The sequence below is a fragment of the Nonomuraea sp. NPDC049486 genome (assembly GCF_040676925.1).
Classification (GTDB): domain Bacteria; phylum Actinomycetota; class Actinomycetes; order Streptosporangiales; family Streptosporangiaceae; genus Nonomuraea; species Nonomuraea ferruginea.
Genome location: NZ_JBFAPV010000005.1, coordinates 545332 through 570062, shown reverse-complemented (window position 1 = coordinate 570062; position 24731 = coordinate 545332). Strand labels below are relative to the sequence as shown.

Annotated in this window: 23 protein-coding genes; 13 read left to right on the top strand and 10 right to left on the bottom strand. The window is 72.4% G+C overall.

Going from position 1 to position 24731, the window contains the following annotated elements:
* Positions 1–39: 39 nt before the first annotated feature.
* Positions 40–888, bottom strand: coding sequence for an alpha/beta hydrolase (locus AB0K05_RS18585; protein ID WP_219547848.1), 849 nt, complete (start codon positions 886–888; stop codon positions 40–42).
* A 40-nt stretch (positions 889–928) separates the two neighbouring features.
* Positions 929–2356, bottom strand: a complete 1428-nt coding sequence (locus tag AB0K05_RS18580; protein WP_364230342.1) for a von Willebrand factor type A domain-containing protein — start codon at positions 2354–2356, stop codon at positions 929–931.
* Positions 2357–2478: 122 nt separating this feature from the next.
* Here AB0K05_RS18580 and AB0K05_RS18575 point away from each other — a divergent pair, with 122 nt between their 5' ends.
* The gene (locus tag AB0K05_RS18575) at positions 2479–4269 is read left to right on the top strand and encodes a hypothetical protein (protein ID WP_364230340.1); all 1791 of its coding nucleotides are present in this window, start codon (positions 2479–2481) and stop codon (positions 4267–4269) included.
* On the opposite strand, the gene AB0K05_RS18570 is transcribed toward AB0K05_RS18575, so the two are convergent.
* From AB0K05_RS18570 to AB0K05_RS18555, 4 genes are read right to left on the bottom strand one after another with little or no spacing between them, the layout of a single operon-like run.
* Positions 4270–5325: a 3-oxoacyl-[acyl-carrier-protein] synthase III C-terminal domain-containing protein gene (locus AB0K05_RS18570; RefSeq protein WP_364230337.1), complete on the bottom strand. Its 1056-nt coding sequence runs from the start codon at positions 5323–5325 to the stop codon at positions 4270–4272.
* Positions 5326–5334: 9 nt separating this feature from the next.
* Positions 5335–6873, bottom strand: a complete 1539-nt coding sequence (locus AB0K05_RS18565; protein WP_364230334.1) for a carboxyl transferase domain-containing protein — start codon at positions 6871–6873, stop codon at positions 5335–5337.
* Between the two features lie 33 nt (positions 6874–6906).
* Positions 6907–7314, bottom strand: a complete 408-nt coding sequence (locus AB0K05_RS18560; protein WP_148030088.1) for a DUF3224 domain-containing protein — start codon at positions 7312–7314, stop codon at positions 6907–6909.
* Between the two features lie 35 nt (positions 7315–7349).
* Positions 7350–8552 (bottom strand): FAD-binding protein, encoded by a 1203-nt coding sequence (locus AB0K05_RS18555; protein ID WP_308249102.1) that lies wholly within the window; start codon positions 8550–8552, stop codon positions 7350–7352.
* A gap of 57 nt (positions 8553–8609) precedes the next feature.
* Between AB0K05_RS18555 and AB0K05_RS18550 the strand changes: the two genes are divergently transcribed.
* On the top strand, positions 8610–9545 hold the full coding sequence (locus AB0K05_RS18550; RefSeq protein WP_364230330.1) for a DUF5996 family protein: 936 nt from the start codon (positions 8610–8612) through the stop codon (positions 9543–9545).
* Between the two features lie 23 nt (positions 9546–9568).
* On the opposite strand, the gene AB0K05_RS18545 is transcribed toward AB0K05_RS18550, so the two are convergent.
* On the bottom strand, positions 9569–10492 hold the full coding sequence (locus AB0K05_RS18545; protein ID WP_364230327.1) for a DMT family transporter: 924 nt from the start codon (positions 10490–10492) through the stop codon (positions 9569–9571).
* A gap of 80 nt (positions 10493–10572) precedes the next feature.
* A complete protein-coding gene (locus AB0K05_RS18540; protein WP_148030092.1) occupies positions 10573–11523 on the bottom strand; it encodes a helix-turn-helix domain-containing protein in 951 nt (316 codons plus the stop codon).
* A gap of 71 nt (positions 11524–11594) precedes the next feature.
* Here AB0K05_RS18540 and AB0K05_RS18535 point away from each other — a divergent pair, with 71 nt between their 5' ends.
* The 8 genes from AB0K05_RS18535 to AB0K05_RS18500 all read left to right on the top strand — a co-directional run bounded on the left by AB0K05_RS18535 (position 11595) and on the right by AB0K05_RS18500 (position 19997).
* Entirely contained in the window at positions 11595–12860 is a 1266-nt protein-coding gene (locus AB0K05_RS18535) for an MFS transporter (RefSeq protein WP_219547866.1), read from the top strand.
* The gene (locus AB0K05_RS18530; protein WP_219547868.1) at positions 12857–13537 is read left to right on the top strand and encodes a peptidyl-tRNA hydrolase; all 681 of its coding nucleotides are present in this window, start codon (positions 12857–12859) and stop codon (positions 13535–13537) included. The genes AB0K05_RS18535 and AB0K05_RS18530 overlap by 4 nt, the downstream gene beginning before the upstream one ends.
* Before the next feature lie 164 nt (positions 13538–13701).
* The gene (locus AB0K05_RS18525) at positions 13702–14562 is read left to right on the top strand and encodes a hypothetical protein (RefSeq protein WP_364230324.1); all 861 of its coding nucleotides are present in this window, start codon (positions 13702–13704) and stop codon (positions 14560–14562) included.
* 38 nt (positions 14563–14600) lie between these two features.
* Positions 14601–16544 carry an ATP-dependent zinc metalloprotease FtsH gene (gene ftsH / locus AB0K05_RS18520; protein ID WP_148030096.1) on the top strand — a complete coding sequence of 648 codons (1944 nt, stop codon included), beginning with the start codon at positions 14601–14603 and terminating at the stop codon, positions 16542–16544.
* 67 nt (positions 16545–16611) lie between these two features.
* A complete protein-coding gene (locus tag AB0K05_RS18515) occupies positions 16612–17160 on the top strand; it encodes a DUF937 domain-containing protein (RefSeq protein ID WP_187281024.1) in 549 nt (182 codons plus the stop codon).
* A gap of 16 nt (positions 17161–17176) precedes the next feature.
* Entirely contained in the window at positions 17177–17758 is a 582-nt protein-coding gene (locus AB0K05_RS18510) for a nucleoside triphosphate pyrophosphatase (RefSeq protein WP_271277107.1), read from the top strand.
* A gap of 10 nt (positions 17759–17768) precedes the next feature.
* Entirely contained in the window at positions 17769–18497 is a 729-nt protein-coding gene (locus tag AB0K05_RS18505) for an EI24 domain-containing protein (RefSeq protein ID WP_187281025.1), read from the top strand.
* A 144-nt stretch (positions 18498–18641) separates the two neighbouring features.
* Entirely contained in the window at positions 18642–19997 is a 1356-nt protein-coding gene (locus AB0K05_RS18500; protein ID WP_364230319.1) for a DUF4192 domain-containing protein, read from the top strand.
* Between the two features lie 909 nt (positions 19998–20906).
* Here the strand turns inward: AB0K05_RS18500 and AB0K05_RS18495 are convergent.
* Complete coding sequence (locus AB0K05_RS18495) at positions 20907–21254, bottom strand: hypothetical protein (protein WP_148030100.1); 348 nt, start codon at positions 21252–21254, stop codon at positions 20907–20909.
* Between the two features lie 182 nt (positions 21255–21436).
* Here AB0K05_RS18495 and AB0K05_RS18490 point away from each other — a divergent pair, with 182 nt between their 5' ends.
* Positions 21437–21988, top strand: a complete 552-nt coding sequence (locus AB0K05_RS18490) for a DUF1707 and DUF4870 domain-containing protein (protein ID WP_261808380.1) — start codon at positions 21437–21439, stop codon at positions 21986–21988.
* 205 nt (positions 21989–22193) lie between these two features.
* Positions 22194–23492 carry a transposase gene (locus AB0K05_RS18485; protein ID WP_364230316.1) on the top strand — a complete coding sequence of 433 codons (1299 nt, stop codon included), beginning with the start codon at positions 22194–22196 and terminating at the stop codon, positions 23490–23492.
* Here the strand turns inward: AB0K05_RS18485 and AB0K05_RS18480 are convergent.
* Positions 23426–24202, bottom strand: a complete 777-nt coding sequence (locus AB0K05_RS18480; RefSeq protein ID WP_345483199.1) for an alpha/beta fold hydrolase — start codon at positions 24200–24202, stop codon at positions 23426–23428. The two genes, AB0K05_RS18485 and AB0K05_RS18480, sit on opposite strands and share 67 nt — an antisense overlap.
* 57 nt (positions 24203–24259) lie before the next feature.
* On the opposite strand from AB0K05_RS18480, the gene AB0K05_RS18475 reads away from it, so the two are divergent.
* Positions 24260–24724, top strand: a complete 465-nt coding sequence (locus AB0K05_RS18475) for a MarR family transcriptional regulator (protein WP_148030103.1) — start codon at positions 24260–24262, stop codon at positions 24722–24724.
* Positions 24725–24731: the final 7 nt, after the last annotated feature.

Genomic DNA, 24731 nt, shown 5'->3' with positions numbered 1-24731 from the left:
CCCCAGTGTATCGGACCCTAAGACCTCTCTCGTACCGCTTTATTCACCGGCCAGGCCGCCGAGGATCACCTCGGCGTGCGTCCACAGCAGCGCCCCGCCCACCCCCGCGACGAGGTGCCGCCGCGCCCCGGGGATGCGCCCGGCCAGCGTCGCCCCCTGGTCGGGCGAGTGCCCGTGGTCCAGCTCGCCGTACCAGAGCTCGGCCGGTACGGTGACGCGCCCGAGGTCGAACGGCCACCGTCCCATGGCAAGCAGCGTGTCGCGGGCGTAGCCGCCGGGCCCCTGCTGGAACGCCTCCGCCATGGCCCTGCGGTAGGCCCGTTCGAAGGCCGGGTCCTCGTACACGGCCCGGTCCTCGGGAGGGCTGCCGGGCACGATCATGTCCCACAGCGCGTCGGGGGTGAACCGGGAGAAGAACTCCTCGGCGGCCACGGGGTCGCCGGTCACCGAGTCGACGAGGCCGCGCAGCTCGGGCGGCAGCCCGTCGCGGAACTCGGGCGCGGCCACCTCGTCGGAGCCGGACACGATCGTGACCCGGGAGGCGACGCCGGCCGCGGCGCAGGCCAGCGCGAACGGCGCGCCCTGGGAGAACCCGACGACCGGGATGCCGTCGAGCCCGGAGGCGCGCACGTCGCGGGGCCAGTCCGCGAGGGTGCGGCCCGGGCTGGGATCGGAGGCGCCGAGCCCGGGACGGTCGAGCGAGACGAGCCGGATGCCGAGCCGGTCGACCGTCCCCGCGCCGAAGCCGAGCGTCCGGCTGGTGCCCGCGCCGGGGCAGAAGAGCACGGGCCTGCCGTCGTGCGGCCCCCACTCGGCCCAGCCGAGCCTGCGGCCGTCGGGGAGGGTCGTCTGCCCGAGCCTGGCGGGCGGTTCGACTTTCACGCTCACCCTCTCAAGATGCCCAGACGGCCACAATCCTCGCAATCGGTTATCGCACCTCGCCCGCCTTGCCGATGAGCCCGGCCAGCTCGGTGACCATCGGGTCCTCGGAGGACCGTGCCAGGCGGGCGGCGTGCTCGCCGAGCGCGGGCAGGTCCATGCCAAACGCCTCGCCGTCGCGCATCTGCAGGGCGAAGGCCGCGGCGACCACGTCCACCTGGAGCCGCAGCGGCGCGCCGGACCACAGTTCGCCGGCGAGGGCGCCCACGTCGACGGAGTCGGCGGCCTCGGCGGGCCGGCGGGTGTCGGGGTCCTGCCAGCGCACGGTGGCGGTGGCGAGGTGGCCCTCGGCGCCGGGCCTGAGCTTGAGCGCGTACAGGGCGGTGACGGAGTGGCCGGGCCCGACCTCGCCGCCGTCGGCGCTGTCGTCGCGGAACTCCTCCGCCTTCAGCGCCCGGTTCTCGTACCCGACGAGGTGGTGCTCCTCGACCACGTCCGGGTTGAACGCGACCTGGGCCTTGGCGTCGCGGGCGCGCAGTTCGAGGGTGGCGGGCAGCCGGGAGACGAACGCCCTCTCGGCCTCCTCGGGGCTCGACACGTAGATGGCGGCGCCGTCGCCGTTGTCGGCCAGCTGCTCCATCAGCTCGTCGCCGTACTCGCGGCCGACGCCGACGGTGAGCAGCGTGATCTCCTCGGCGGCGCTCTCCCCGACCCGGTCGAGGATGGCCTGCCAGGCGGTGCTGCCCTGGTTGGCGAGGCCGTCGGAGAGCAGGATGACCCGGTTCGTGGCGGCGGGCCGGAAGGCGCGCGAGGCTTCCTCGTACCCGAGGACGAGCCCGGACTCGAGGTTGGTGCCGCCCTGCACGGTGAGCCGGTCGACGGCGGCGTGCAGATCGGCCCGGGCGGCGAGCGGCGTCATGGCGGCGAGCAGCTGGGCCGTGTCGCTGAAGGCCACGACGGCGACCTGGTCGCCGGGGGTGAGCTGGTCGAGCAGCGTGCGCAGGGCCTGCTGGACGAGGTCGAGCCGGCCGGGCTCGGCCATGGAACCGGAGACGTCGATGACGAAGGTGAGGTTGGCCGGCCTGCGGGCCTGGGTGGTGGAGCCGAGCGTCTGCAGGCCGACCCGGAGCACGGCCCGGTCGCGGCCGGGGAGCCGGGCGCCGTCGGTGTGCACGGTGAAGCCGTTGTCGGGCGGTTCGGCGTAGTCCTGGCGGAAGGAGTTGACGAACTCCTCGGGCCGGATCTGGCCGGGTTCCGGCCGGCGCCCCTCCCGCAGGGTGCGGCGCGCGTAGGAGTACGAGGCGGTGTCGACGTCCAGCGCGAACGTGGAGATCCTGGCGCTGGTGGTCTCCGACAGCTCCGGGCGCATGGGCGCCGGGTTCTCCTGGGCGGCGGGCGCGTCCCCGGCCGGGCCGCCGCACGCGGTGAGCGTCAGCAGCGCCGCCAGTCCGATCGCCGCCAGCGAACGTTTCTTCATGTGCGTCACCTCCACGCCCTATGACGGGCCTGGAGAGCGGCCGGCCGGGCCGGTGACGCAAGCGAGCGCAAACCGCGACTCTTACGTGATCGATTGTCACGAAGTGGTCGTTTCCTGTAGGCATGGGTGCCGTGCGTATCTATGTGGGTCTGGCCGCCAAGGGCCGTGAGGTTCCGGCCAGGGTCCTGGAGAAGATCCGTTCCGTCGCCGAGACGGCCTTCCCGGTCCCGCCGGAGGTGATCCGCGGCAGCGAATGGCACGGCCGCGGCGTGTCCCTGTTCGGGTGGACGAACGAGCCGGACGACTCGCGGCGGCCGCCGCTGCTGACGGAGTCGGGCGGGCGGGTGCTCGGGCTGAACGGTCATCTGGCCGACCCGGACGACGCCGGCCGGCTGATCGGCGATCCGCTGGGCGAGGGGATCGGCGGCTGCTTCTCCGCCTGGGTGGCGGGCGACGGCGTGCTGTCCGCGGCCACCGCGATCAACCGGGTCTGCCCGGTGTTCTACGCCGAGACGCCCGAACTGCACGTCGTCGGCAGCCGGGCCCTGCTCGTGCACCTGGCGGCCCAGCAGGGCGACCGGGTGGAGCACGACGTGCTCGCCCTGCAGACGATGGTCCGCCAGGGGTTCTTCCTGTCGGACGAGACCCCGTACCGGGGGGTGACGGCGCTGCGCCCGAGCACGCGGCTGGACGTGCGGGACGGGCGGCGCGTCATCACCGAGACGCCGCTGCCGGCGTCGGCGCCCGCGCCCACGTCGGAGCGCGGCAAGCGGAAGGCGATCGGCGAGCTGGCCGAGGCGCTGCTGGCCACCGTCGCGCCGCTGCGCGGCCTGGGCGAGCCGGTGAACCTGGCGCTGACCGGCGGGCGCGACACCCGCATCCTCGGGGCGCTGCTGTACGCGGCGAAGGTGCCGTTCCGGGTGACCACGAACGGGCTCGACGCGCACCCGGACGTGATCCTGGCCCGGCAGATCGCCGGCCGGCTCGGCGTCGAGCACACGGTGATCGCGCCGCCGCAGACGGCCGGGCAGGACGCGGTGCTGGTGGAGCACCCGCTGGACCGGGTCTGGGAGACGCTGCGCACCTGCGAGGGCATGACGTCCGCGTACGAGTCGATCGTCGGCTACCTGCCCTACTCCGGCAAGCCGACCATGTCCGGGCAGAGCGGCGAGACGCTCCGGGCGGGCAGCCTGAACCTGCTGCAGAACGACCTGAGCGACAAGGCGCTGACGCGCCGCATCACCACCACGTTCGGCAAGGACGACAAGCTGTTCACCGACGAGGCGAACGAGCACGCCCGCGAGCTGGCCCGGCCGTGGCTGGCCAGGAAGGACCGGCTGGAGGCGCTGGACCACATCTACGTCTGGTACAAGGTGGGCCGCTGGCAGGCCAGCGCCCGCGCGGGGTCGCTGCGCCGCGGCGACCCGGTCCGGCCGTTCCTGGACAACCGCGTGGTACGGGCCGCGCTCGGGCTGGATCAGGCCTGGCGGCTGTCCGAAGAGGTGATCTACGCGCTGATCCTGCGGTTCGCGCCCCAGCTGCGTGACGTGCCGATCGAGGGCAAGCCGTGGCGGTTCGCCGCGGCGCTGGAGAGCCGGCCGTCGCACTGGTGGCGGCGGGCGCCGCGGCCCCCTGCGCACATGCCGACGCTCCGCACGGGCGGCGGCTGGAGCTGGCGGACCAGCCCCGGCCCGGTGCTGACGGACGTGCTGCGGCAGCAGGTGCTGGGCAGTCTGGACGCGCTGGCGCCGATCGTGCGGCCGGACGAGGTGCGCGCCCTGTTCGCCGACCCGGTGGTCAAGAAGCCGGCCCTGGCCTGGCACCTGTACACGGTGAGCGCGCTGCTGACCGGCGTCTACCCGGGCAAGCGGCCGGAGGGGCTGGAGCGGATCCCGGTGTCGAAGCCGTCCTGATCACCAGTGCAGCAGGAGCAGTTCGGCGGAGAAGCCCGGCCCGAGCGCCAGCAGCACGGCCGGCTGGTCCTTGCGCCCGCGCGTCTCCTGCAGCACGTGCAGCACCGACACCGACGACAGGTTGCCGTGCTCGCGCAGCGACCGCCAGGTGACCTCCAGCGCCTCCGGTGACAGCTCCAGCGCCCCGGCCAGCCTTTCGATCACCTTGGGGCCGCCGGGGTGGCAGATCCAGGTGCCGACCTGGCCGGGGGTGAGGCCGTTGTCGGCGAGGAAGGCCACGACGTCCCCGGCCAGCACCTGGTCCACGAACTCGGGCAGCCCGGCGTCGAGCACGATGCGGAAGCCGTGCTCGCCGACCTCCCAGCCCATCAGGTGCTCGGTGCCGGGGTACAGCTTGCTCCGGGTGGCCACCACCTCGCGTCCGTCGCCGTGCCCGGTGGCCACGACGGCCGCGGCGCCGTCGCCGAACAGGCCGCTGGCGATCAGGTTCGCGACCGAGGTGTCGTCACGCTGCACGGTGAGCGAGCACAGCTCCACGCAGACGAGCAGCGCCACCTGGTCCGGCCAGCCGCGCAGGTAGTCGTGCAGCCGCGACAGCCCGGCCGCCCCGGCGGCGCAGCCCAGCCCGAACACCGGCACCCGCTTGACGTCCTCGCGCAGCCCCGCGCGCTGGGCGAGCCGGGCGTCGAGCGACGGCGCGGCGAGCCCGGTGGTGGAGCAGAACACCAGGTGGTCGACCTTCCCCGGCGGCAGCCCGGCCTTGTCCAGCGCGCCGGCGATCGCCCGCTCACCCAGGTCGAGCGCGATCTCCACGTAGGCGTCGTTGGCCCGGCCGAACGACTGGAGCTTGGCGTAGTCGTCCAGCGGCAGCGCCAGGTTGCGGCCGGTCACGCCAGTAGCGGTGTGGAAGCGCTTGAGCAGCCCCTCGTCGGCCGCCGTGAGCCGGGCGAACGCCTCGGTGATCTCCTCCTGCTCGTACCGGTGGTCCGGCAGGACGGTCCGTACCCCCCAGATGTGCATGCCTGGTTTCTGCCGCTGAGAGCCGCTGGCTAACATTTCGCCTGGTCATGGCCTCGTGGTGGCCCGCGGTCCCGGCTCCAGCACCTCGTACGCGTCGCGCGCCCACGCGGTGAGCACGGGGCGCGTCTCCGCGGGGTCCACGATGTCCTCGACCAGGAACGCCTCGGCGGTGCGGAACGGCGACCTGACCGCCTCCAGCCGCGCCGCGATCTCCGCCTTCATGGCCTCCGCGTCCGGCCCGGCCTCCGCCAGCAGCCGCTTGAACGCCACCTCCAGCCCGCCCTCGATCGGCAGCGACCCCCAGTCACCCGACGGCCAGGCGACGCGCAGGCCGTAACGGTGGTGCGGCCGGTGCGCGGCCCCCGCCACCCCGAACACCCGCCGCACCAGCACCGACGCCCACGGCACCGTCGACTGGTAGACGGCGGCGAGCGCGCGGGCGCCGTGCCTGATGGTCGCGGCCCGCTCGGCGGCGCCCCCGATCACGAACCCCGGCTGGTCGACCAGGTGCACGACCGGCAGGTGGAAGGTCTCGGCGAAGTCCAGGAACCGGGTCGTCTTGTCCGCGCCCTGGGCGGTCATCCCGCCGCCGTAGAAGCGCGGGTCGCTCGCGAGCACCGCCACCGGCCGCCCCGCGAGCCGGGCCAGCGCGGTGATCGTGGAGCGCGCGTGGCGGCGGCCGAGCTCCAGCACGCTCCCCTCGTCGAACACGGTGTCCATGATCGCGCGCATGTCGTACGGCTTGCGCCGGTCACGCGGGACGGCGGCGCGCAGCTCGGGAGAGAGGCGGCGGGGGTCGTCGGCGCACTCGGCGACCGGCGGGAGCCGCCAGGCGCTGCGCGGCAGGTAGCCGAGCACCCGCCGGGTCAGCGCGAACGCCTCCTGCTCGGAGTCGGCCACCAGGTCGACGGTGCCGGCGGCGGCCACGGTGCGCCAGCCGCCCAGCTCCTCCTTGCCCAGGCTCTCGCCCATCCCCGCCTCGACCACGGCAGGGCCGGCCACGAACACCTGGGACAGCTCCTTGACCATGATCGAGACGTGGGAGGTGACCAGCCGGGCGGCGCCCAGCCCGGCCACCGGGCCGAGGGCGAGCGCGACCACCGGGACCCGCCCCAGGTTGGCGACCACCTGGTCCCAGCCCGGGTTGTACGGGACGTAGGTGCGGCCGTACTCCTCCAGCTGCTTGACGCTGCCGCCGCCGCCCGTGCCGTCGATCAGCCGGACGAGCGGCACCCGCATCTCGCCCGCCATCCGCTCGGCCAGGATCTGCTTCTCGTGGATGGCGGCGTCCGCCGCGCCGCCGCGCACGGTGAAGTCGTCGGCGGACACCACGACGCGGTGACCGTCGACCTCCGCCCGGCCGATGATCACGTTCGACGGGGTGAAGCTCTCCAGCCGGCCTTCCGCGTACTCGGCGCGCCCGGCCAGCGCGCCCACCTCCTGCCAGGAGTCGGTGAGCGCGGCCAGCCGCTCCCGGACGGTCAGCCGGCCGGTGGCGTGCTGACGGGCGACGCGCTCCTCGCCGCCCATGCGCGCGGCCAGGTCCTTGCGGTGCTTCAGCTCGGCGAGCTCCGGGTCCCACACGACGCCCTCCATCCGTACCGGCTGGTCGGTAGGTTAGTGGGCGGGACCCTCCAAGGTGTAGTCGAACACGTAGGAGTGCGCGCCGTCCTCGGTGATCTCGATGTCCATCTCGCCGCGCAGGCCGCGCAGCTCGCCGGTGGCGGAGTCGGGCACGACCGAGATCCGCAACGACTGCGTGCCCCGGTCGCTGGCGGCGTTGTGCTGCACGACGAAGCTGCCCGCCCGGCCGTTGAGCGTGCCCTCGATGCGCTCCACGGCCACGTACGCCTTCGACTCCTCCACCGGGGTCGTCACCACCGTCAGGTGGACGGTGCTGGTGGCGGTGAGGCCGCCGTGGAAGGTCTTGGTCATCGTGACGCGGCCGAGTGAGACGTCGTCATGCTGCTCGAACGGCTGCTCGGCGTGCCAGTCGGAGGTCTCGAAGGGCCCTTTGACAATCATGCTTCCATCGTGCCGCGCTTACCTGCCAGCTCCCGTCAGGTATCCAGCAGTGTCCGGGTGAAAGTGTTGCCGAACGTGCCGTCCGGGTCGTACCGGCGCACCAGCTCACGGAACCGGTCAGGGACCGCCGGGCGGCGGGTGAACAGCTTGCCCCAGTGCGGCCTGGGGTCGAACGGCGCCAGCACGTCCTCCACCAGCTTGATCACCGGCAGCACCGCCTCCGGGTTCTTCACCCAGGTGAAGTGGAACGCCACGCTGTCGCGCCCGTACGAGGGACTCAGCCACAGGTCGTCGGCCGCGACCGTGCGCACCTCCGAGATCTGCAGCACCGGCCGGATCCGGTCGCCCGCCGCGCGCAGCTCGCGCAGCGCGGCGGCGGCGTGCGAGCGCTCCAGCAGCCACTCCGACTGCAGCTCGTCCCCGGCGCTGCTGGGCGGCGCGTCCGCGCGGAAGTGCGGCAGCCGCTCGTGCCACGGCCCCGGCACGCCGAGCTGTACGGTGCAGCTCTCGGCGGGCATGCCGGGCACGGGATGCCGCGGGCCGTCCGCCGGCCGGGTGCCGTGCCAGTCGTCGCCGGGCGGCTCGCCGCGGGTCTTGATCCAGGCCCGCGTGTCGCGGTAGTCGGTGAACAGGCTGACGCTGTAGCCGTCGGCCATGACCTCGTCGAACGGGGCGTCGTCCGGCACGCCCTCGCGCACGTACTGGCGCAGCTCGAACGCCGGCACCAGGTCCAGGGTGAGCGCGGACACCACGCCGAGCGCGCCGAGCGCGACCACCGCGCCGGGGAAGTCGTCGTGGCCGCGTTCGAGGGTGACCATCGAGCCGTCGGCGGTGACCAGCTCCAGGCCGCGGACAGCGGCCGACAGGCTCGGGTTGCCCACCCCGGAGCCGTGGGTGCCGGTCGCGACCGAGCCCGCCACCGAGATGTGCGGCAGCGACGCCAGGTTGGCCAGCGCGAACCCGCGAGCGTGCAGCTCGGGGGCGAGCCGCGCGTACGTGGTGGCCGCGCCGACCCGCACCCGCGCCGCCGCGCCGTCGATCTCGATCAGGGGCGGCATCCGGTCGAGCCGCACCAGCTCACCGGGGGAGTCGGCGACGTCGTTGAAGGAGTGGCCGCTGCCGAGCGCGCGCACCCGCCGGGCGGCGGCGACCAGGCTCCGGAGCTCGTCGAGGGAGGTGGGGTGGTGGATCCGGGATGCCGTGAAGGCGGTGTTTCCCGCCCAGTTGGTCAGCGTCACCGCCCCACTTTGGCACAACCCCTCATGCATCGGACGGCCGTGGGGATGGTGAGGGACATGGAACTGTTTCCCGCGATCCCGCTGGCCGCATGGCAGGACACCAAGGCCACGCTGCACCGCTTCGCCCAGATCGTCGGCAAGATCCGCCTCGCGGCCGGGATCCGGCGCAACCACTGGTGGCACGTGCCGTTCCACCTGACCGGGCGGGGCATCACCACCCGCCCGACGGGACGGGCCGACGGCGGGCCGATCTTCACCATCGACTTCGACTTCGTCGCCCATCAGCTGATCGTCGCCACGATCGACGGCCGGGCGGTGACGTTCCCTCTCTACGGCCAGTCCGTGGCGTCGTTCTACAACGAGGTCATGCGGGCACTCGGGGACCTGGACGCGCCGGTCGACGTCGACATACCGCAGCCGTTCGACCTGCCCGACTCCGGCCGGCCGTTCGCCGAGGACACCGAGCACGCGGCCTACGACCCCGTCCACGCGACGCGCTACTGGCAGGTGCTCAGCCAGGTCAACCTGGTGCTGGAGGAGTTCGCCTCCGGTTACTCGGGCAAGATCAGCCCGGTCCACCACTTCTGGCACACCTTCGACATCGCCTGCACGAGGTTCTCCGACCGGGTGATCGACCAGCCTTCCGGCAACGACCCGGTGACCCGCGAGGCGTACTCCCGCGAGGTGATCAGCTCCGGCTTCTGGTTCGGCGACGACACCTTCCCGCAACCGGCCTTCTACTCCTACACCGCGCCGGAGCCCGCCGGGCTGGCCGGCCAACCGCTGCTCCCCGGGACCGCGGAGTGGGTCGAGCAGCGCGGGAGCCACCTGGCCATCCTGCGCTACGACGACGCCAGGGCCGAGCCCTCCCCGCGCGAGGCCGTCCTGGCCTTCTACCAGAGCGCCTACGAGGCAGGGGCGCGGCTCGCGGGCTGGGACGTCGGAGCCGTCGCCTGCCCTGGCGGGGTCACGGACCCGGTCGCCTCGTCCTGACCGCAGCCGCGCGGCGGTGGAGATCAGCTCAGCTGGATCGTGACGGCGCCGCCCAGGAGCAGGGCCAGGCCGAGCAGGCGGGAGGCGTCCATCGGCCTCCTGGGCATGCGGAACAGGCCGTAGTGGTCGATGACGGCGGAGGTCAGCTGCTGGCCGGTGACCGTCAGGGCGATCGTCACCGCCGCGCCGATGGCGGGCAGGAGCAGGAACGTCCCCGTCACGTACGCGGCCGCGCACGCCCCGCCCAGCCACCCCCACCAGGGCATCGCCCGCAGCCCCGCGAGGCGCGGGCGGGGCGTGCGGCGGGTGGCGGTCAGCACCAGCAGGAGGGCCGCGATGGTGAGCGTGGCGACGGTGAAGCTGACGGCGGCGACGGTGAGCGGCTCGTCCAGGCCGGCCCGGAGCCTGGCGTTGACGGCTCCCTGCACGGGGAGCGCCGCGCCGGCGACGAGCCCGAGGGCGAGCCAGCCGGGCCGCGTCCGGGTCCCGCCGGGGACGCCGCCGCCCAGGCCGCGGACGATGACGGTGATGCCCGCCAGCACCGCGAGGGCGCCCGCGACGATCCCGGCGTCCGGTTCCTCGCGCGCCAGCCCGAGGAGGCCGAACGAGTCCAGCCCGAGCGAGGCGAACATCTGGCCGGTGACGAACAGGCCGGCGGTCACCAGGGCGCCGAGCCGGGGGAACAGCAGGATGCCGCTGGTGATGTAGAGCGGGCTGGCCAGGCCGCCGAGCAGGTGCCAGACCGGGACGTCGGCCGTCCGGGCGAGCACGCCGAGGGCGCCGGTGGCCAGGGCGAGGACGGCCAGCAGGCCGGTCGCGACGCCCAGTTGCAGGGTCGAGGCGCCGTAGGGCGTGCCCACGGCCCGGTTGAGCTGCAGGTTCGCCGACGCCTGGACGGCGAGGAGGCAACCGGCCAGCAGCGCGGCACCCAGAAGAGCGGTCTCCATGAGACTCCTCCACGAGACAGAAGCGGACGACATGTCCACTTGACTGGCTCATGCAACTGGACGCTCTGTCCGGTTATTCCCTACTGGCGGCGGAACGTGTGCCGGTAGGCCAGGGGCGCCACGCCGACCACCGCGTGCAGGTGCTGGCGCAGCGAGACGGCGGTGCCGAAGCCGGCGCGCCTGGCCACCTCCTCCACGCCGAGGTCGGTGGTCTCCAGCAGGTGACGGGCGTGCTCGACCCGCTGCCTGGACAGCCAGCGGGCCGGGCTCATGCCGGTCTCCTCGCGGAAGCGCCTGGTGAACGTGCGCACGCTCATGCTGGCGTGCGCCGCCAGGGCCTCCAGGTCGAGCGGCGCGTCCAGGTGGGCCAGCATCCAGGTGCGGGTGGCGGCGGTGCCGTTGCCGGTGGCGGGCGGCAGCGGGCGCTCGATGTACTGGGCCTGGCCGCCTTCCCGCCAGGGCGGCATCACGCAGCGGCGGGCCGCCCTGTTGGCCACCTCGCTCCCGTGGTCGCGCCTGATCACGTGCAGGCAGAGGTCGAGCCCGGCCGCGACGCCGGCCGAGGTGAGCACGTCGCCGTCGTCGATGAACAGCACGTCCGGGTCCAGCTTCACCCGGGGGAACAGCCTGGCGAAGCGGGCCGCGTTGCGCCAGTGGGTGGTGGCCGGGCGGCCGTCGAGCAGTCCGGCGGCGGCCAGCACGAACGCGCCCGTGCAGATCGACATCACCCGGGGCCGCCCCTGGAGCGCCTCGCGCAGCTCGCCGGGGATGACGCCCTCCCGCAGGGCGGGCCCGCCGTGCACGCCGGGCACCAGCACCGTGTCGGCGGTGTCGAGCACGTCCAGGTCGTGGTCGGGGTGCACGCTGTAGCCGGCCGAGCAGCGCGCGGGGGCGCGGCCCGGCGAGCAGGTCACCACCTCGTACAGCGGCTCGCCCGACGCCGACTCGGCCGTGCTGAACACCTGTCCTGGCACTCCCAGGTCGAGCGGCGCGAACTGGTCGAGCACGACGACGGCGATCCGGTGCGGCATGGCCGGATTCTTTCATATATTGGCCTTCCGGCCACTCGTGCCCAGAAACCGCGATAAATCAGGATTGGCGGATGACCCTGACCACCCCCGCCAGGCGCGTCCGCGTGCACCGGGCCTGGTTCGTCGCGGCCGTCGCCTTCGTGGCGATCCTGGGCGCCGCCGGCTTCCGCGCCACCCCCGGCGTGCTGATCAACCCGCTCCGGGAGGAGTTCGGCTGGAGCACGGGCACGATCTCCCTGGCCGTCTCCGTCAACCTCGTGCTCTACGGCCTGATGGCGCCGTTCGCCGCCGCGCTCATGGACCGCTTCGGCATGCGCCGGGTGGTCGCCCTCGCCCTGCTGCTCGTCGCCGCCGGCAGCGGGCTCACCGTGTGGATGACCGCGAGCTGGCACCTGTTGCTGCTGTGGGGGGTTTTCGTCGGGCTCGGCACCGGGTCGATGGCCCTGGTGTTCGCGGCCACGCTGACCGACCGGTGGTTCGTGCGGCACCGCGGCCTGGTCACCGGCCTGCTGACGGCCGCCGGGGCGACCGGGCAGCTCGTCTTCCTGCCCGTGCTGGCCCAGCTCGCCCAGGGGCCGGGCTGGAGAGTGGCCTCGCTGACGGTGGCCGGCTCGGCGCTGGCCGTGGTGCCGTTCGTCTGGTGGCTGCTGCGCGACCGCCCGGAGGAGGTCGGCACGACGGCGCTCGGCGCCGACCCGGACGCGCCCCGTACCCCACCGGCCCCGGCCGCGAACGCGGCGGTGCGCGCGCTGACCGTGCTGCGGTCGGCGGCGCGCACCCGTCCCTTCTGGTATCTCGCGGGCGGGTTCGCCATCTGCGGAGCGAGCACGAACGGGCTGGTCGGCACCCACTTCATCCCGGCCGCGCACGACCACGGGATGGCCGAGCCGACCGCCGCCGGACTGCTCGCGGTGATCGGGGTCTTCGACATCGTGGGGACCGTCATGTCGGGCTGGCTGAGCGACCGGATCGACCCCCGGGTGCTGCTCGGCGTCTACTACGCGCTGCGCGGGCTGTCGCTGATGGTGCTGCCCGCCCTGTTCGCGGCCACCCCCGAGCCCAGCATGCTGGTGTTCATCGTCTTCTACGGGCTCGACTGGGTGGCGACCGTGCCGCCGACGGTGGCGCTGTGCCGCAGCCTGTACGGCGCGGACGGGCCCGTGGTGTTCGGCTGGGTGTTCGCCTCCCACCAGGTCGGGGCCGCCGTGGCCGCCGTCGGCGCCGGGCTCGCCCGCGACCAGCTGGGCCACTACGACGTGGCCTGGTACGCGGCCGGGGCGCTGTGCCTGCTCGCCGCCGGAATGTCGGTGGCGATCCGGCATGCTGGGAAGCGATGAACGACTCAGAAGAGATGGTCCTGCCCCTGGTGGTGCGGATCGAACGTGCCGGCCCGCCGGAGCGCGCCGACGCCCTTGAGGCCGCCGCCATGGCGGTGCTCTCCCTGCTCGACGACCCGGGGGAGTGGGCCGGAGAGCTGCGCGCCTGGCAGGCGGGCCGGATCCGCAAGGTGGTGCGGCGGGCCAGGGGCGCGGAGTGGAGGCGGGCCGTCGCGCTGCCCGGCCGCACGATCGAGCACCGCACCGCCGAGGTGCGCGTGCACCCGCCCGTCCCGCTCGACGCCTGGCCCAGGGACCTGGCGAGGCTGCAGGTGTCGGGCACCGAGCTGGCCGACACCGGCGAGCCGGGCCCGGCCACCCCGCCGGTCCTGTGGGAGAACCCCGCCCTGCGCATGTCCGCGGGCAAGGCCATGGCGCAGGCGGGGCACGCCGCCCAGCTCGCCTGGTGGGCCAGCGACGCCGCCGGACGCGCCGCCTGGCGGGCGCGGGGTCTCACGGTGTCCGTGCGCACCGCCCGGCCCGCCGTCTTCTCGGCGAAGGTGGACGAGGGGCTGCCGGTGGTGCGCGACGCCGGGTTCACCGAGATCGAGCCCGGCTCGTGCACCTTCGTGGCCGACGCGCCCTGGCTCGGCGGAGACCGGATCGGACCCCGAGTCCCACCTGTTACACCAACCTGAGATGACACTTCGGTAGCAATCGCCCGCAGATGGGTCGGTTTTGTCGTACGCTCCGGTTCGTGCTCGATGGGGTTGATGAGACCAGAGGTTCCCGCGTGAGAACCGAAGACCGCCCGGGAATCCCTGCCTCGCCGCCCAGACGCTCCCGCATCGGAGACATCCGGATGGGGGCGATCTACCGGGGACTCGCCGTGGTCGCGGCGGTGGCGGTCGCCGCCGTCGGGGTGGTCCTGGCGCTTCCCTCGCGGCCGGACGAGACCGGCGCCCGGCCGGTCGCCGCGCCATCGGCCGTGCCCGTCTCGTCCGGCCCGCCCACCGCCGAAGCCTCCGTCGGCGCCACTGTGGGTGCCACCGCCGAAGCCACCGCGGGCGCCACCGTAGAGGCCACCGCAGGGCCGACCGCGGAGGCCACCGTCGAGCCCGCCTCGGGCGTCTCGGGCGACGATCCGGCGCCGCGCCCCACTCCCACCCCCGGCACGTCGCTCGCGCCCGGCTACACCGCGATGGAGGCCCTGTACGCGGACGAGCGCCTGCCCCGCCTGCCCGCCAAGGTCAAGCGGCTGAAGCTGCCCCGCGCCGGCAAGAGCGTCATCAAGGACAAGCGCACCGGCCTCGCCGTGCCCAACCTGCCCAAGCCCTGGAAGTCGTACGGACCCGCCCCGTTCACCAGCCGGCAGGTGCTGCCCAAGCCGAGCAAGGGCCCGCGCGGCATGCTGGTCAGCTGCCCGGTGCCGATAGAGGCGCAGAAGTCCGACCGCGACACCGCCCTGCTGGCCGCCCGGTGGACGCTCAACCACCATCCCGAGGGCTCCAAGATCCGCTGGCTCGGCTCTCAGCGGATCAAGGACGGCTGGACGCTGCTCTACCAGGTCACGTACGGCAAGCGCAGCTCCCGCGCGGCCGTGATGGTCGTGGACGGCGGAATGAGCAAGCCGGGACTGGTGTTCATCACAGTGCCGGACACGCAACGCAACAGGTGGCGCGACATTCCTCACGCGATCGCCGGGGTGCGCGTCCTACGCTGAGATCATGAAGGGCGGCGATTTTGGGGAGTGACGACGCCGTGGAACGCTCTGGGGCGCCGCGATCATCGGAGAACGGCAAGACCAAGCGACCGTGGCGGGCCGAAGGGCTCCCCGGCACCCCCGGAGGCCGCCCCAAGATCAACTGGTGGCGGTTCGTGGCCACCCTGCTGGCCGTCTACGCCGTGTTCTTCCTGGTGTCGTCGTTCTTCGACAGCGGCGAGAGGGAGACGATCTCCTACACCCAGTTCACCCAGCAGGTGACCGCCAAGAACGTCAAGGAGATCTACGCCACCGGCCTGTCGGTGGAGGGCCAGCTCAAGTCGGCGGCCAACGACCCCGACAGCGGCAACCAGTCCTACACCGAGTTCCGCACCGAGATCCCCACCTTCGCCGACACCGACCAGCTCTCCCAGCAGCTGCAGACCGCCGCGGTGGAGATCAGGGCCGAGCCGCTCAGCACGGGCCGGGGCTTCTTCCTCAACCTGCTGCTGGCGTTCTTCCCCGTGCTGCTCCTGGCCGGCCTGTGGATCTGGATCATGCGGCGCGGCGCGGGCATGATGGGCGGCGGAGTCGGCGGCCTCGGCAAGTCGAAGGCCGCCAAGCCGGTCGAGGCGGGCAAGGTGCGCGTCACGTTCGACGACGTGGCCGGCATCGACGAGGTGGAGAACGAACTCGTCGAGATCGTCGACTACCTCAAGGACCCGGCCAAGTACCGCAGGCTCGGCGCCAAGCTGCCCAAGGGCGTGCTGCTCGCCGGCCCGCCGGGCACCGGCAAGACGCTGCTGGCCAGGGCCGTGGCCGGTGAGGCCAACGTGCCGTTCTTCTCGGCCAGCGCCTCCGAGTTCATCGAGATGATCGTCGGCGTCGGCGCCTCCCGCGTACGCGACCTGTTCGAGGAGGCGCGCAAGGTCGCGCCGTCGATCGTGTTCATCGACGAGATCGACGCCATCGGGCGCGCCCGCGGCGGCGCGGGCGGCATCGGCGGCCACGACGAGCGCGAGCAGACGCTCAACCAGATCCTCACCGAGATGGACGGCTTCTCCGGCGTCGAGGGCGTCATCGTCATCGGCGCCACCAACCGGCCCGAGGTCCTCGACCAGGCGCTGCTGCGCCCCGGCCGGTTCGACCGTACGGTGCAGGTCGGGCTGCCCGACGCGGCCGGCCGCGCGGCGATACTCGGCGTGCACACCCGGGGCGTGCCGCTGGAGGCGGACGTAAGCGCCGACCGGATCGCCAAGACCACGCCCGGCATGACCGGCGCCGACCTGGCCAACCTCGTCAACGAGGCGGCGCTGCTCGCCGCCAAGCGCGGCAAGGAGAAGGTCGGCACGGCCGACTTCGCCGACGCGCTGGAGAAGCTGCAGCTCGGCGCCGCCCGCAGCATCGTCATGCCGGAGGAGGAGCGGGTCAGGACCGCCTACCACGAGGCCGGTCACGCCCTGCTCGGCATGCTGCTGCCGGGCGCCGACCCTGTCAGGAAGATCTCCATCATCCCGCGCGGCCGGGCGCTCGGCGTCACCCTCTCCACGCCCGAGACCGACCGCTACGCCTACGACGAGCGCTACCTGCGCGGCCGCATCACGGGCGCGCTCGGCGGCATGGCGGCCGAGGACGTGATCTACGGCGTCATCACCACCGGCGCCGAGAGCGACCTCGAACAGGTCACCATGATCGCCCGCGGCATGGTGGGCCGCTGGGGCATGTCGCAGAAGGTCGGCCCGCTCACGATCCTGTCCAACGACGGCCAGCAGCCGCAGGCCTCGCCCGCCACGCTCGCCATCGTGGACGAGGAGGCGCGGCGGATCGTGGACGAGTGCTACGACGACGCCGTCCGCATCCTGCGCGAGAACCGAGCCAAGCTCGAAGGCATCGTGGCCGCCCTCCTGGAGCACGAGACGCTCGACGAGGACAGCGCCTACACCGCCGCCGGGCTGCGGGAGCCCGTCCTCGACGCCGAGCCGGGGGAGTTGGCCAAAAGTTAGGACGCCCCCGGACTTAACCGGGGGCCGGGCGGGGAAGGTCTCCCGGACGAGGATCAGGGGGACTGCCGTGAGATTGACCGACCGGCTGCTCGCCGAACTCGGCGATCCCGGCCTGGAGCAGATCGGCGGGATGCTGGCGACCGACGCCGGCAGGGCCCGCGACGCGATCGCGGCCGCCTCCGGGATGATCGTCGGTGGCATGGCCCGCGACGCCGAGCACCCTGACGGAGCCGAGGCCCTGCGCGCCGCGCTCGACGAGCACACCGACGCCGACCCGTTCAACGGGGACGTCGCCTCCCTGGCCCGCGACGGCCAGAACATCCTCGCGCACGTGCTCGGCGGCCAGGGCACCGAGACCGTCGCGTACGGGCTGGCCCGGCTGTCCGGCCTTGACCCCGGCGCTGTCATGCGGCTGCTGGCGCTGCTCGCGCCCATGGTGATGTCCCTGCTCGCCATCCGGGCGGGGGAGCTCGACATGACCACCGAGGAGATGGCCGCCGAGCTGGCCCGCGAGCGCGCCACCCTGCCCGACGAGCTGGCCGCCCTCCTCGCCGACGCCTTCGGCGACCTGCCCGAGCCGCACACCACCAGGGGCGCGCGGGGCCCCGCCTGGTGACGGGTAAGCTGGTCCGGTGATCGTTCTGGCCTCAGCGTCCGCCGCCCGCCTGGCCCTGCTGCGCAACGCGGGCCTCGACCCCAAAGTGATCGTGAGCGGGGTCGACGAAGACGCGTTCAGCGCTCACACCCCCGCCGCGCTCAGCCTCGTCCTGGCCAAGGCCAAGGCCGAGGCGGTCGCCGCCGGGCTGGGCGACGGCCTGGTCATCGGCTGCGACTCCATCCTGGAGCTCGACGGCCGCCCCTACGGCAAGCCCGCCACCCAGGAGGAGGCGCTCGACCGCTGGCGGATCATGCGCGGCCGCACCGGGCGGCTCGTCACCGGCCACTGCGTGATCGACGTGGCGGCGGGCAGGCAGGTCGCCGAGACCGCGACCACCGTCGTCCACTTCGGCAGCCCTTCCGAGGAGGAGATCGCCGCCTACGTCGGCACCGGCGAGCCGCTCAGCCTCGCCGGCGCGTTCAGCATCGAAGGGCGCGGCGGCTGGTTCGTCGAGGGCATCGAGGGCGACCACGGCACCGTGCTGGGCATCTCGCTGCCGCTGCTGCGCGAGCTTTTCGACGAGCTGGGTTACGCGGTCACCTCGTTCTGGCGCTAGCCTGCCGGACATGCGATCGCTGCGCGACTTCGGCTCCGGTGTCGGCTTTTTCCTGCGAGGCGTGGGCTGGGTGGCGAGGAACGGCCGGTGGTGGCTGTTCGGGCTCATCCCGGCGGTTATCGCGTTCGCCGTCTACGTGGTGGCGCTGATCCTGCTCGGCACCAACGCGCTGAGCCTCGCCGAGTTCATGACCCCGTTCGCCGACTCGTGGTCCTGGGCCCAGGCGTTCCGGGTGACGGTCGCGATCGCGCTGTTCCTCGGCGGGCTGGCGCTGGCGGTGGTCACCTTCGCGGCGATCACCCTCACCATCGGGGAGCCGTTCTACGAGAAGCTCTCCGCCAAGGTCGACGGCGTCGAGGAGGCCGACGGGCAGCCCTGGTGGCGCACCCTGCCGCGGTCCGTCAAGGACAGCCTCGTGACGCTGATGTTCGTGCTGATGTTCACCGTGCCGCTGTTCTTCCTCGGCTTCGTGCCCGTGCTCGGGCAGACCGTGGTGCCGGTGCTCGGGGCGGCCGTCTCGGGCTTCTTCCTGACGGTCGAGCTGAGCACGCTCGGCATGGAGCGGCGCGGGCTGCTCCGCAAGGACCGCTTCCGCCTGCTGCGCGGCAACCTGCCCGTGGCGCTCGGCTTCGGCGTGGCCGTGTTCCTGCTCTTCATGGTGCCGCTGGTGGCGGTCGTGGCGATGCCGGCGGCGGTCGCGGGCGCCGCGCTCATGGTACGGGAGCGTCTCGCGCCGTAGTCCACAGGCGGCGCCGCTCGTCCGCAGAACCGGTTGGCGGCGCTTTCCCCGTAGATCCACAGGCGTTCGGCCGCGGTGCTGCTTGTCCACAGAACCTGTTATCGACGCCTTCCCGGGGGCCGGCGCGCGGCACGCTCTGTGCCCATGACGACCGACATCTCCGCCACCTGCCTCACCCTCACCAGCCCGGCCGACATCCTCGCCGCCGTGCCCTACCTCGTCGGCTTCCACCCGGCCGACAGCCTCATCGTGGTCGGCCTGGCCCAGAGCCGGGCCAAGGTGGCCGCCCGCTGGAACGTCCCCATGCCGCCGGGCACCCTCGCCCCCCTGACCGCGCTGTTCCAACGGGAGGAGGTGTCCCAGGTGGTCGTCGTCGGCTACGGCCCGGGAGAGGCCGTCACCCCGGCCGTCGACGAGGCCACCGCGATCGCCGCCGGGGCGGGCGTCGAGGTGGCGGAAGCGCTGCGCGCCCACGACGGCCGCTACTGGTCCTACGTGTGCGACAGCGCCACCTGCTGCCCGCCGGAAGGCACCCCGTACGACCCGCGGAGCAGCCGCGTGGCCGCCGAGGCCACCGTCCGCGGCCTCGTCGCCCTCCCCGACCGCCAGACCCTCCAACGCACCATCGCCCCGGCCACCGGCCCCGTACGTCTCGCGATGCGCCGAGCGACAGCCGACGCGATCCACACCCTGCGCACAGCCCTCACCACGACCTCCGGCGGCGCGGTTTCCGCTGTTCATTCTGTCTCTGGTGGCGCTGTCTCCCCGATGGCGGGCGCTTGCGGCGTCGGGGCTGGGGCCGTCTCTGACGTCGCCGTTCCCGAGTCCGCCACCGGGGTGCCCAGTGTTTCTGGTGGCGCGGTTGCCGCTGGCGCTTGCGGCGTTGAGGCTCGGGCCGTTTCTGTCGTCTCCGCCTCTGATGAATTCGCCGGGGTGTTCGTGGCCGAAGGGCTCGCACGGGTCCGGGCGGCTCTGGCGCGTTCCGCCGCTGGTGACCGGCTCGATGACGCCGAGGCCGCGAGGCTGGGCCTCGCCCTCGCGGTCATCAGGGTTCGGGACGAAGCCTGGACTCTGATGGACGACTCCCACATAGGCCTGTGGAAGGACCTCACGCGTCGGCTGGAGCCCGCCTTCATTCCTCCGGCGGCGTCCCTTCTGGCCATGGCAGGGTGGCGGGCCGGTGACAGCACTCTGGCCACGATCGCTCTGGAGCGGGCCCTGGCGATCGATCCTCATTACTCGATGGCCAACCTGCTCATGCACGCCCTGCAACACCTGCTGCCGCCGGCCGTCCTCGATGGCCGGATGCCCGCCCCTGACGAACTCGACGCCGCGATGGGGGAACCCAAGGCGTCCTGGCTCCAGCCCCTCCTCGCCCTGATCGAGCACCATCCCGAGCCAGATGCGCTCCAGGCGGGCGATCTCGGCCCGTCCGCCTTCCCGAGTGACACGTGGCCCAGTACTGGTACTCCGGACCTCGCGGATGAGAAGACCACATGACGGTGCCGCAGGGTTGCGTCCTCGCCGAGTGAAATGACGCAGGGTGGTGCTCTCGCCCGTCGGGGTGGTTGGGGGTGTCTCAGCGACTCCCGGGTGGTCCGGCGATGTCTACGCGTCGTGCGGGGTGTGCCTGTTCGCGTAGTTCGCGGGATGGTTTATCAGCCTGTCCGCGTGGTTCGGGATGTCTACCCCAGCAGCGTCGTGCGGGTGTGCCTGCCTGAGTGGTTCGCGAAGGGGTGTCTCAGCCTGTCCCAGGTGGTTCGGGCGATGTCTACGCCCTTCAGGATCGTGCCGGGAGATGTCTACGCCTGTCAGGATCGTGCCGGGTGATGCCTCAGCCCGTCTCTGGGCGGTGCCCCGCCAAGTGAGATCAACGATCTCATCGTGCGTGACCTACCTGGGCGAACAGGGCTGTGCGGGTGAAGGATCGCACCGCCCTAAGGGACGCTACCCAGCCAGAGTGGGTCTTTAAGGACGTTGGGGGTTGGGTCTTCTAGGACGGTGGGGCGAGTGTTTTCGCTGAGGCGGCCAGGGTGGTGGCTCAGACGGCGGGGTGACAGTTCGGGTAGGCGACCGAGGTGGGGTGTCTTCGTCCGGCTGGGTGGCGGCGGGCCGGCAGGTCGGTGTGCCATGCTCTCGTCACGCCGGGCGGCGCTAATGCTGCTCGCCCCTTTGCGCGAGCAGAGCTGCTCCCTTTCGTGCGGGTAGTGCTGCTCGCACCCTTCGCGTGGACGGCGCTGGTTGCTCTCTTCGCGTGGACGGCGCTGGTTGCTCTCTTCGCGCGGACGGCGCTGCTCGCTGCCTTTCGCGTTGGGCGGCGCTAGTGCTACTCGCTCCCTCCGCGCGGACGGCGCTGGTTGCTCTCTTCGCGCCGGGTGGTGCTGCTTGCTCCCTTAGCGCCGGGTGGCGCTAGAGTTGCTCGCCTCCTTCGCGCTTGCGGCGCTCGTTGTAGCTGCGCATGCGCTGTGGATAGCCGGTCAGCTGGACGTCATAGACCGGCAACGCCAGGTCACGGGCCACCTTGTGGATCACCGCGGGTGATCCGACCCTGCGCCGGGTCCACTCGCCGTCGTCGGCTACCGCGACCGCGGTGGTGTCCGTCGCGAAGGTCTCGGGCTCGACGTAGAACTCGACGCCGCGCCGCGACTTGGCGAAGGCGATGAGCGCTTCGATGTCGGCGTCGGTGGCCTCGCGATCGAACTTCGCGATCTTTTTGCCACGCAGCCGCCGGAGGCCGTAGCGATCTCGCCATCTCATGAGTCCTTTTTATACCGTCAAACGCTTCGGCGCGTCGGGGAAGATCTCGGGGATACATCCGGGATTCTCCCGATGCCCACGACCACTCCCGGTCGAGCAGTATGGGAAGAGACCGTTCGTATCCCGTAGGGAGAGGCATGGCTGTGATGACTGGGGTACCCACACCCTCGAGGCCGGGACAGGTGCCGCAGACTGAGCTGCGCGTCACCGACCAGGATCGGGAGCACGTCGTGGAGCACGTCAAGGCCGCCTACGCCGAAGGCCGCTTCGACAAGATCGAGTTCGACGACCGGCTGGAGCGCGCCATGACGGCGCGTACGCACGGCGACCTCATGCCGATCATGAGGGAGCTCTACGGCCCCAACGGCGTGCCCCGCTTCGCCGCGCCGCAGGCGCCCGCGCCCCGCTTCACGGCCGAGCCCGAGAGCAACGAGCGACTCGGCGCCTCGGCGGCCCACCTGCTGACCCTGGTCGGGTTCCCGATCATCGGGCCGCTCATCCTGATGCTGACGGCCGGCAAGACCTCGCCGTACATCCGGCGTCACGCGGTCGAGGCGCTCAACTTCCAGCTCACGATCACGGGGGCGTCCATCCTGCTCCCGATCACGATCATCGGTCTGGTGCTGGTGCCGGTCATCTGGGTGGTCGGCGTCGTCCTGTCCATCGTGGCGGGCGTCTCGGCCCTGTCGGGCGGCGACTACCGCTACCCGATGACGATCCGCCTGGTGAAGTGACCACCGTCGAAACGCCCGGCGAACGACCACGGACCCGCCTTCACACGAAGGCGGGTTTTCCCTTTCCCGGCCGAGGCGCGCGGACGCGGTGTCACCGGACACCGACAGGCTGGAGGCCCCGTCCTTCAGGGCGGGGAGGAAAGCCGGAACGGCCGGACACTGCGGTCTCCCGGTTTTGTCGGTGGTGGTCGGTAGTTTGATCGGCGTGTCCCGCTACCGGCTCCAGCCGTCGCCTGCCCAGGAGGCAGGGTTGCTGGAGCACTGCGGGCACGCCCGGTATGTGTGGAATCTCGCAGTTGAGCAGCACATGCTCTGGAAGCCGGGCCGCAGGAGCGCGCCGGGGTTCGCCGAACAGTGCCGCCAGTTGACCGAGGCGCGGGCAGCGTTCGCGTGGTTGCGCACCGGGTCGATCATCATTCAGCAGCAGGCTCTGAAGGACTTCGCGCAAGCCATGGCGCACTACTTCGGCGGAACCCACAGGCGTCCGGCATGGCGCAGGCGCGGGCGGGGTGAGGGGTTCCGGATCGTCGCCGTCAAAGCGGGTGACGTGCGCCGCCTGTCCCGGCACGTGGGCGAGGTGAAGGTCCCGAAGGTGGGCTGGATCCGTTTCCGCTGGTCCCGCGCCGTCCCTGACGGGGTGAAGTCGTACCGCGTCACCCGCGACCGCGCCGGGCGGTGGCATGTGGCGTTCGCCGCCATCCCCGATCCCGTCCCGGCGCCGGGTACGGGCGAGGTCGTCGGCGTGGACCGGGGTGTGGCCGTGTCGGCCGCTTTGTCCACCGGAGAGATGCTGAACGCTCCCGGGCTGCGCGACACGGAGAAGGCGCGACTGCGGCGGCTGCTGCGCAAGCTCGCCAGGGCCACGCGCGGATCGAACCGGCGCGCCAAGGTCAAGGCCGCCATCGCCCGCGTGAAGGCGCGCGAGAGCGACCGGCGCAAGGACTGGGTGGAGAAGGTCAGCACCGATGTGGCGCGCCGGTTCGACGTGATCGCCGTCGAAAACCTGAAGATTCGTAACATGACCCGGTCGGCGCGCGGCACCGTCGAGGCGCCCGGCCGGAACGTTCGCGCCAAAGCCGGACTGAATCGGTCGATCATGGCCGCCGCATGGGGCGGTCTCGTCCGACGGCTCGAGGACAAGGCGCCCGGACGGGTGGTGAAGGTCAACCCCGCGTACACGAGCCAGCGGTGCTCGGCGTGCGGGATCGTGGACCGGGAAGCGCGCGAGAGCCAAGCGCGTTACCGGTGCCGATCGTGTGGATACGCCGGCAACGCCGATGTGAACGCGGCCAGGAACATCGCACACGCGGCAGGGCATGCCGTGTCTGCGCGGGAAGGCCACGGGTTGCCCGGCCGGTGCACCGCGAACCTCAACGCGACCTCCTCCTCGTGGGGTAGTTGCGGTTGGAATCCCCGTGCTTCAGCACGGGGAGGATGTCAAACGGTGCGCAGGAAGTCTCCGAGGATCCTGTTGAAGGCGTCCGGGCGTTCCATGTTGGGGTAGTGGGCGGCCCCGTCGATCGAGGTCGCGCGGCCGTCGGCCACCGCGCCGGCGAGGCGTTCCGCCATGCCGATGTGGTCGGGGGAGTCGGCGGCGCCGTTGACGGCCAGCACGGGGACGCCGATGGTGGGGACGCGTTCCCAGGTGTCGCGCACCGGGACGAGGTGGTCGGGCTCGCCGGCGCCGTGCTTGGACATGGTCTCCATGGCCATGCGGCGCAGGCGGCTCACGACCTCGGCATCGAGCTCGCCGAGCGAGCGGTGCGGACCGGCGGCGAAGAGCATGAACCCCTCGACCGAGGCGTCCAGATCCCCGGCGGCCATCCCGGCGTGCCACGTGGCCATGGCCCGGGTGGTCCACGGGTCGGTGAAGTAGGGCTCGCTGGTCCCCGCCCCGCTGACGACCACGGCGCTGACCAGGTCGGGGTGCTCCAGTGCGGTGTCTACGGCGAGGGCGCCTCCCATGGAGACCCCCACGAGGATCGCGGGGCCGGTGTCCAGGTGGCGCAGCAGGGCGGCGAGGTCGTCGGTGAGCCGGTACGGCCCGGTGGCGTTGGCGGACCGGCCGTGGCCGCGGGCGTCGGGCGCGATGACGCGGTACTCCTCCGCGAACACCGGGATCTGGTCCTCCCACATGCGGTGGTCCAGGAAGCCGCCGTGCAGGAGGACGAGCGGGCGGCCGGTGCCGGTGTCGATCCAGAACAAGTCATCCATGACAACCAAGGTGTCATTCTGTGGCGAGAATGGCAACCCAGGTGTCATCATGGTGGAGTGAGTGAGACAGCGGTTCCCGGAGAGCTGCCCGACCGGCTCATCGAGGTGTTCGACCTCGTGGGGCCGCTCTACCGGCGTGCCCACCGCAAGGTGGAGCAGGACGCGCCCGTCGAAGGGCTGTCGGTCGGGGTCCGGGCCGTGCTCAACATGCTGCGCGAGCACGGGCCCATGACCGTCCCCCAGATGGGCCGAGCCCAGGCGCTGAGCCGCCAGTTCGTGCAGCGCATGAGCAACGACGCGGCCGCGCTGGGGCTGGTGGAGTTCGTCGCCAACCCGGCGCACAAGCGGTCCTCGCTCGTACGGATGACCGAGGCTGGCCGCGCCGCCATCACCGCCCTGATCGACCGCGAGCGCGCGATGCTGGCCCCGGTCGGTGAGCACGTGACCGGCGCCGAGGTCGACGCCTGCGTCCGCGTGCTCTCCAGCCTGCTCCGGCTCCTCGACGACGTGGAGGTCGACTGAGGCGTCG

Excerpts from the sequence above, each read along its gene's own strand:
- AB0K05_RS18580 (WP_364230342.1), bottom strand. The coding sequence starts at position 2,356 with ATGAAGAAACGTTCGCTGGCGGCGATCGGACTGGCGGCGCTGCTGACG.
- AB0K05_RS18575 (WP_364230340.1), top strand. The coding sequence starts at position 2,479 with ATGGGTGCCGTGCGTATCTATGTGGGTCTGGCCGCCAAGGGCCGTGAG.
- AB0K05_RS18570 (WP_364230337.1), bottom strand. The coding sequence starts at position 5,325 with ATGTTAGCCAGCGGCTCTCAGCGGCAGAAACCAGGCATGCACATCTGG.
- AB0K05_RS18560 (WP_148030088.1), bottom strand. The coding sequence starts at position 7,314 with ATGATTGTCAAAGGGCCCTTCGAGACCTCCGACTGGCACGCCGAGCAG.
- AB0K05_RS18550 (WP_364230330.1), top strand. The coding sequence starts at position 8,610 with ATGGAACTGTTTCCCGCGATCCCGCTGGCCGCATGGCAGGACACCAAG.
- AB0K05_RS18545 (WP_364230327.1), bottom strand. The coding sequence starts at position 10,492 with ATGGAGACCGCTCTTCTGGGTGCCGCGCTGCTGGCCGGTTGCCTCCTC.
- AB0K05_RS18540 (WP_148030092.1), bottom strand. The coding sequence starts at position 11,523 with ATGCCGCACCGGATCGCCGTCGTCGTGCTCGACCAGTTCGCGCCGCTC.
- AB0K05_RS18535 (WP_219547866.1), top strand. The coding sequence starts at position 11,595 with ATGACCCTGACCACCCCCGCCAGGCGCGTCCGCGTGCACCGGGCCTGG.
- AB0K05_RS18530 (WP_219547868.1), top strand. The coding sequence starts at position 12,857 with ATGAACGACTCAGAAGAGATGGTCCTGCCCCTGGTGGTGCGGATCGAA.
- AB0K05_RS18525 (WP_364230324.1), top strand. The coding sequence starts at position 13,702 with ATGGGGGCGATCTACCGGGGACTCGCCGTGGTCGCGGCGGTGGCGGTC.
- AB0K05_RS18505 (WP_187281025.1), top strand. The coding sequence starts at position 17,769 with ATGCGATCGCTGCGCGACTTCGGCTCCGGTGTCGGCTTTTTCCTGCGA.
- AB0K05_RS18500 (WP_364230319.1), top strand. The coding sequence starts at position 18,642 with ATGACGACCGACATCTCCGCCACCTGCCTCACCCTCACCAGCCCGGCC.
- AB0K05_RS18495 (WP_148030100.1), bottom strand. The coding sequence starts at position 21,254 with ATGAGATGGCGAGATCGCTACGGCCTCCGGCGGCTGCGTGGCAAAAAG.
- AB0K05_RS18480 (WP_345483199.1), bottom strand. The coding sequence starts at position 24,202 with ATGGATGACTTGTTCTGGATCGACACCGGCACCGGCCGCCCGCTCGTC.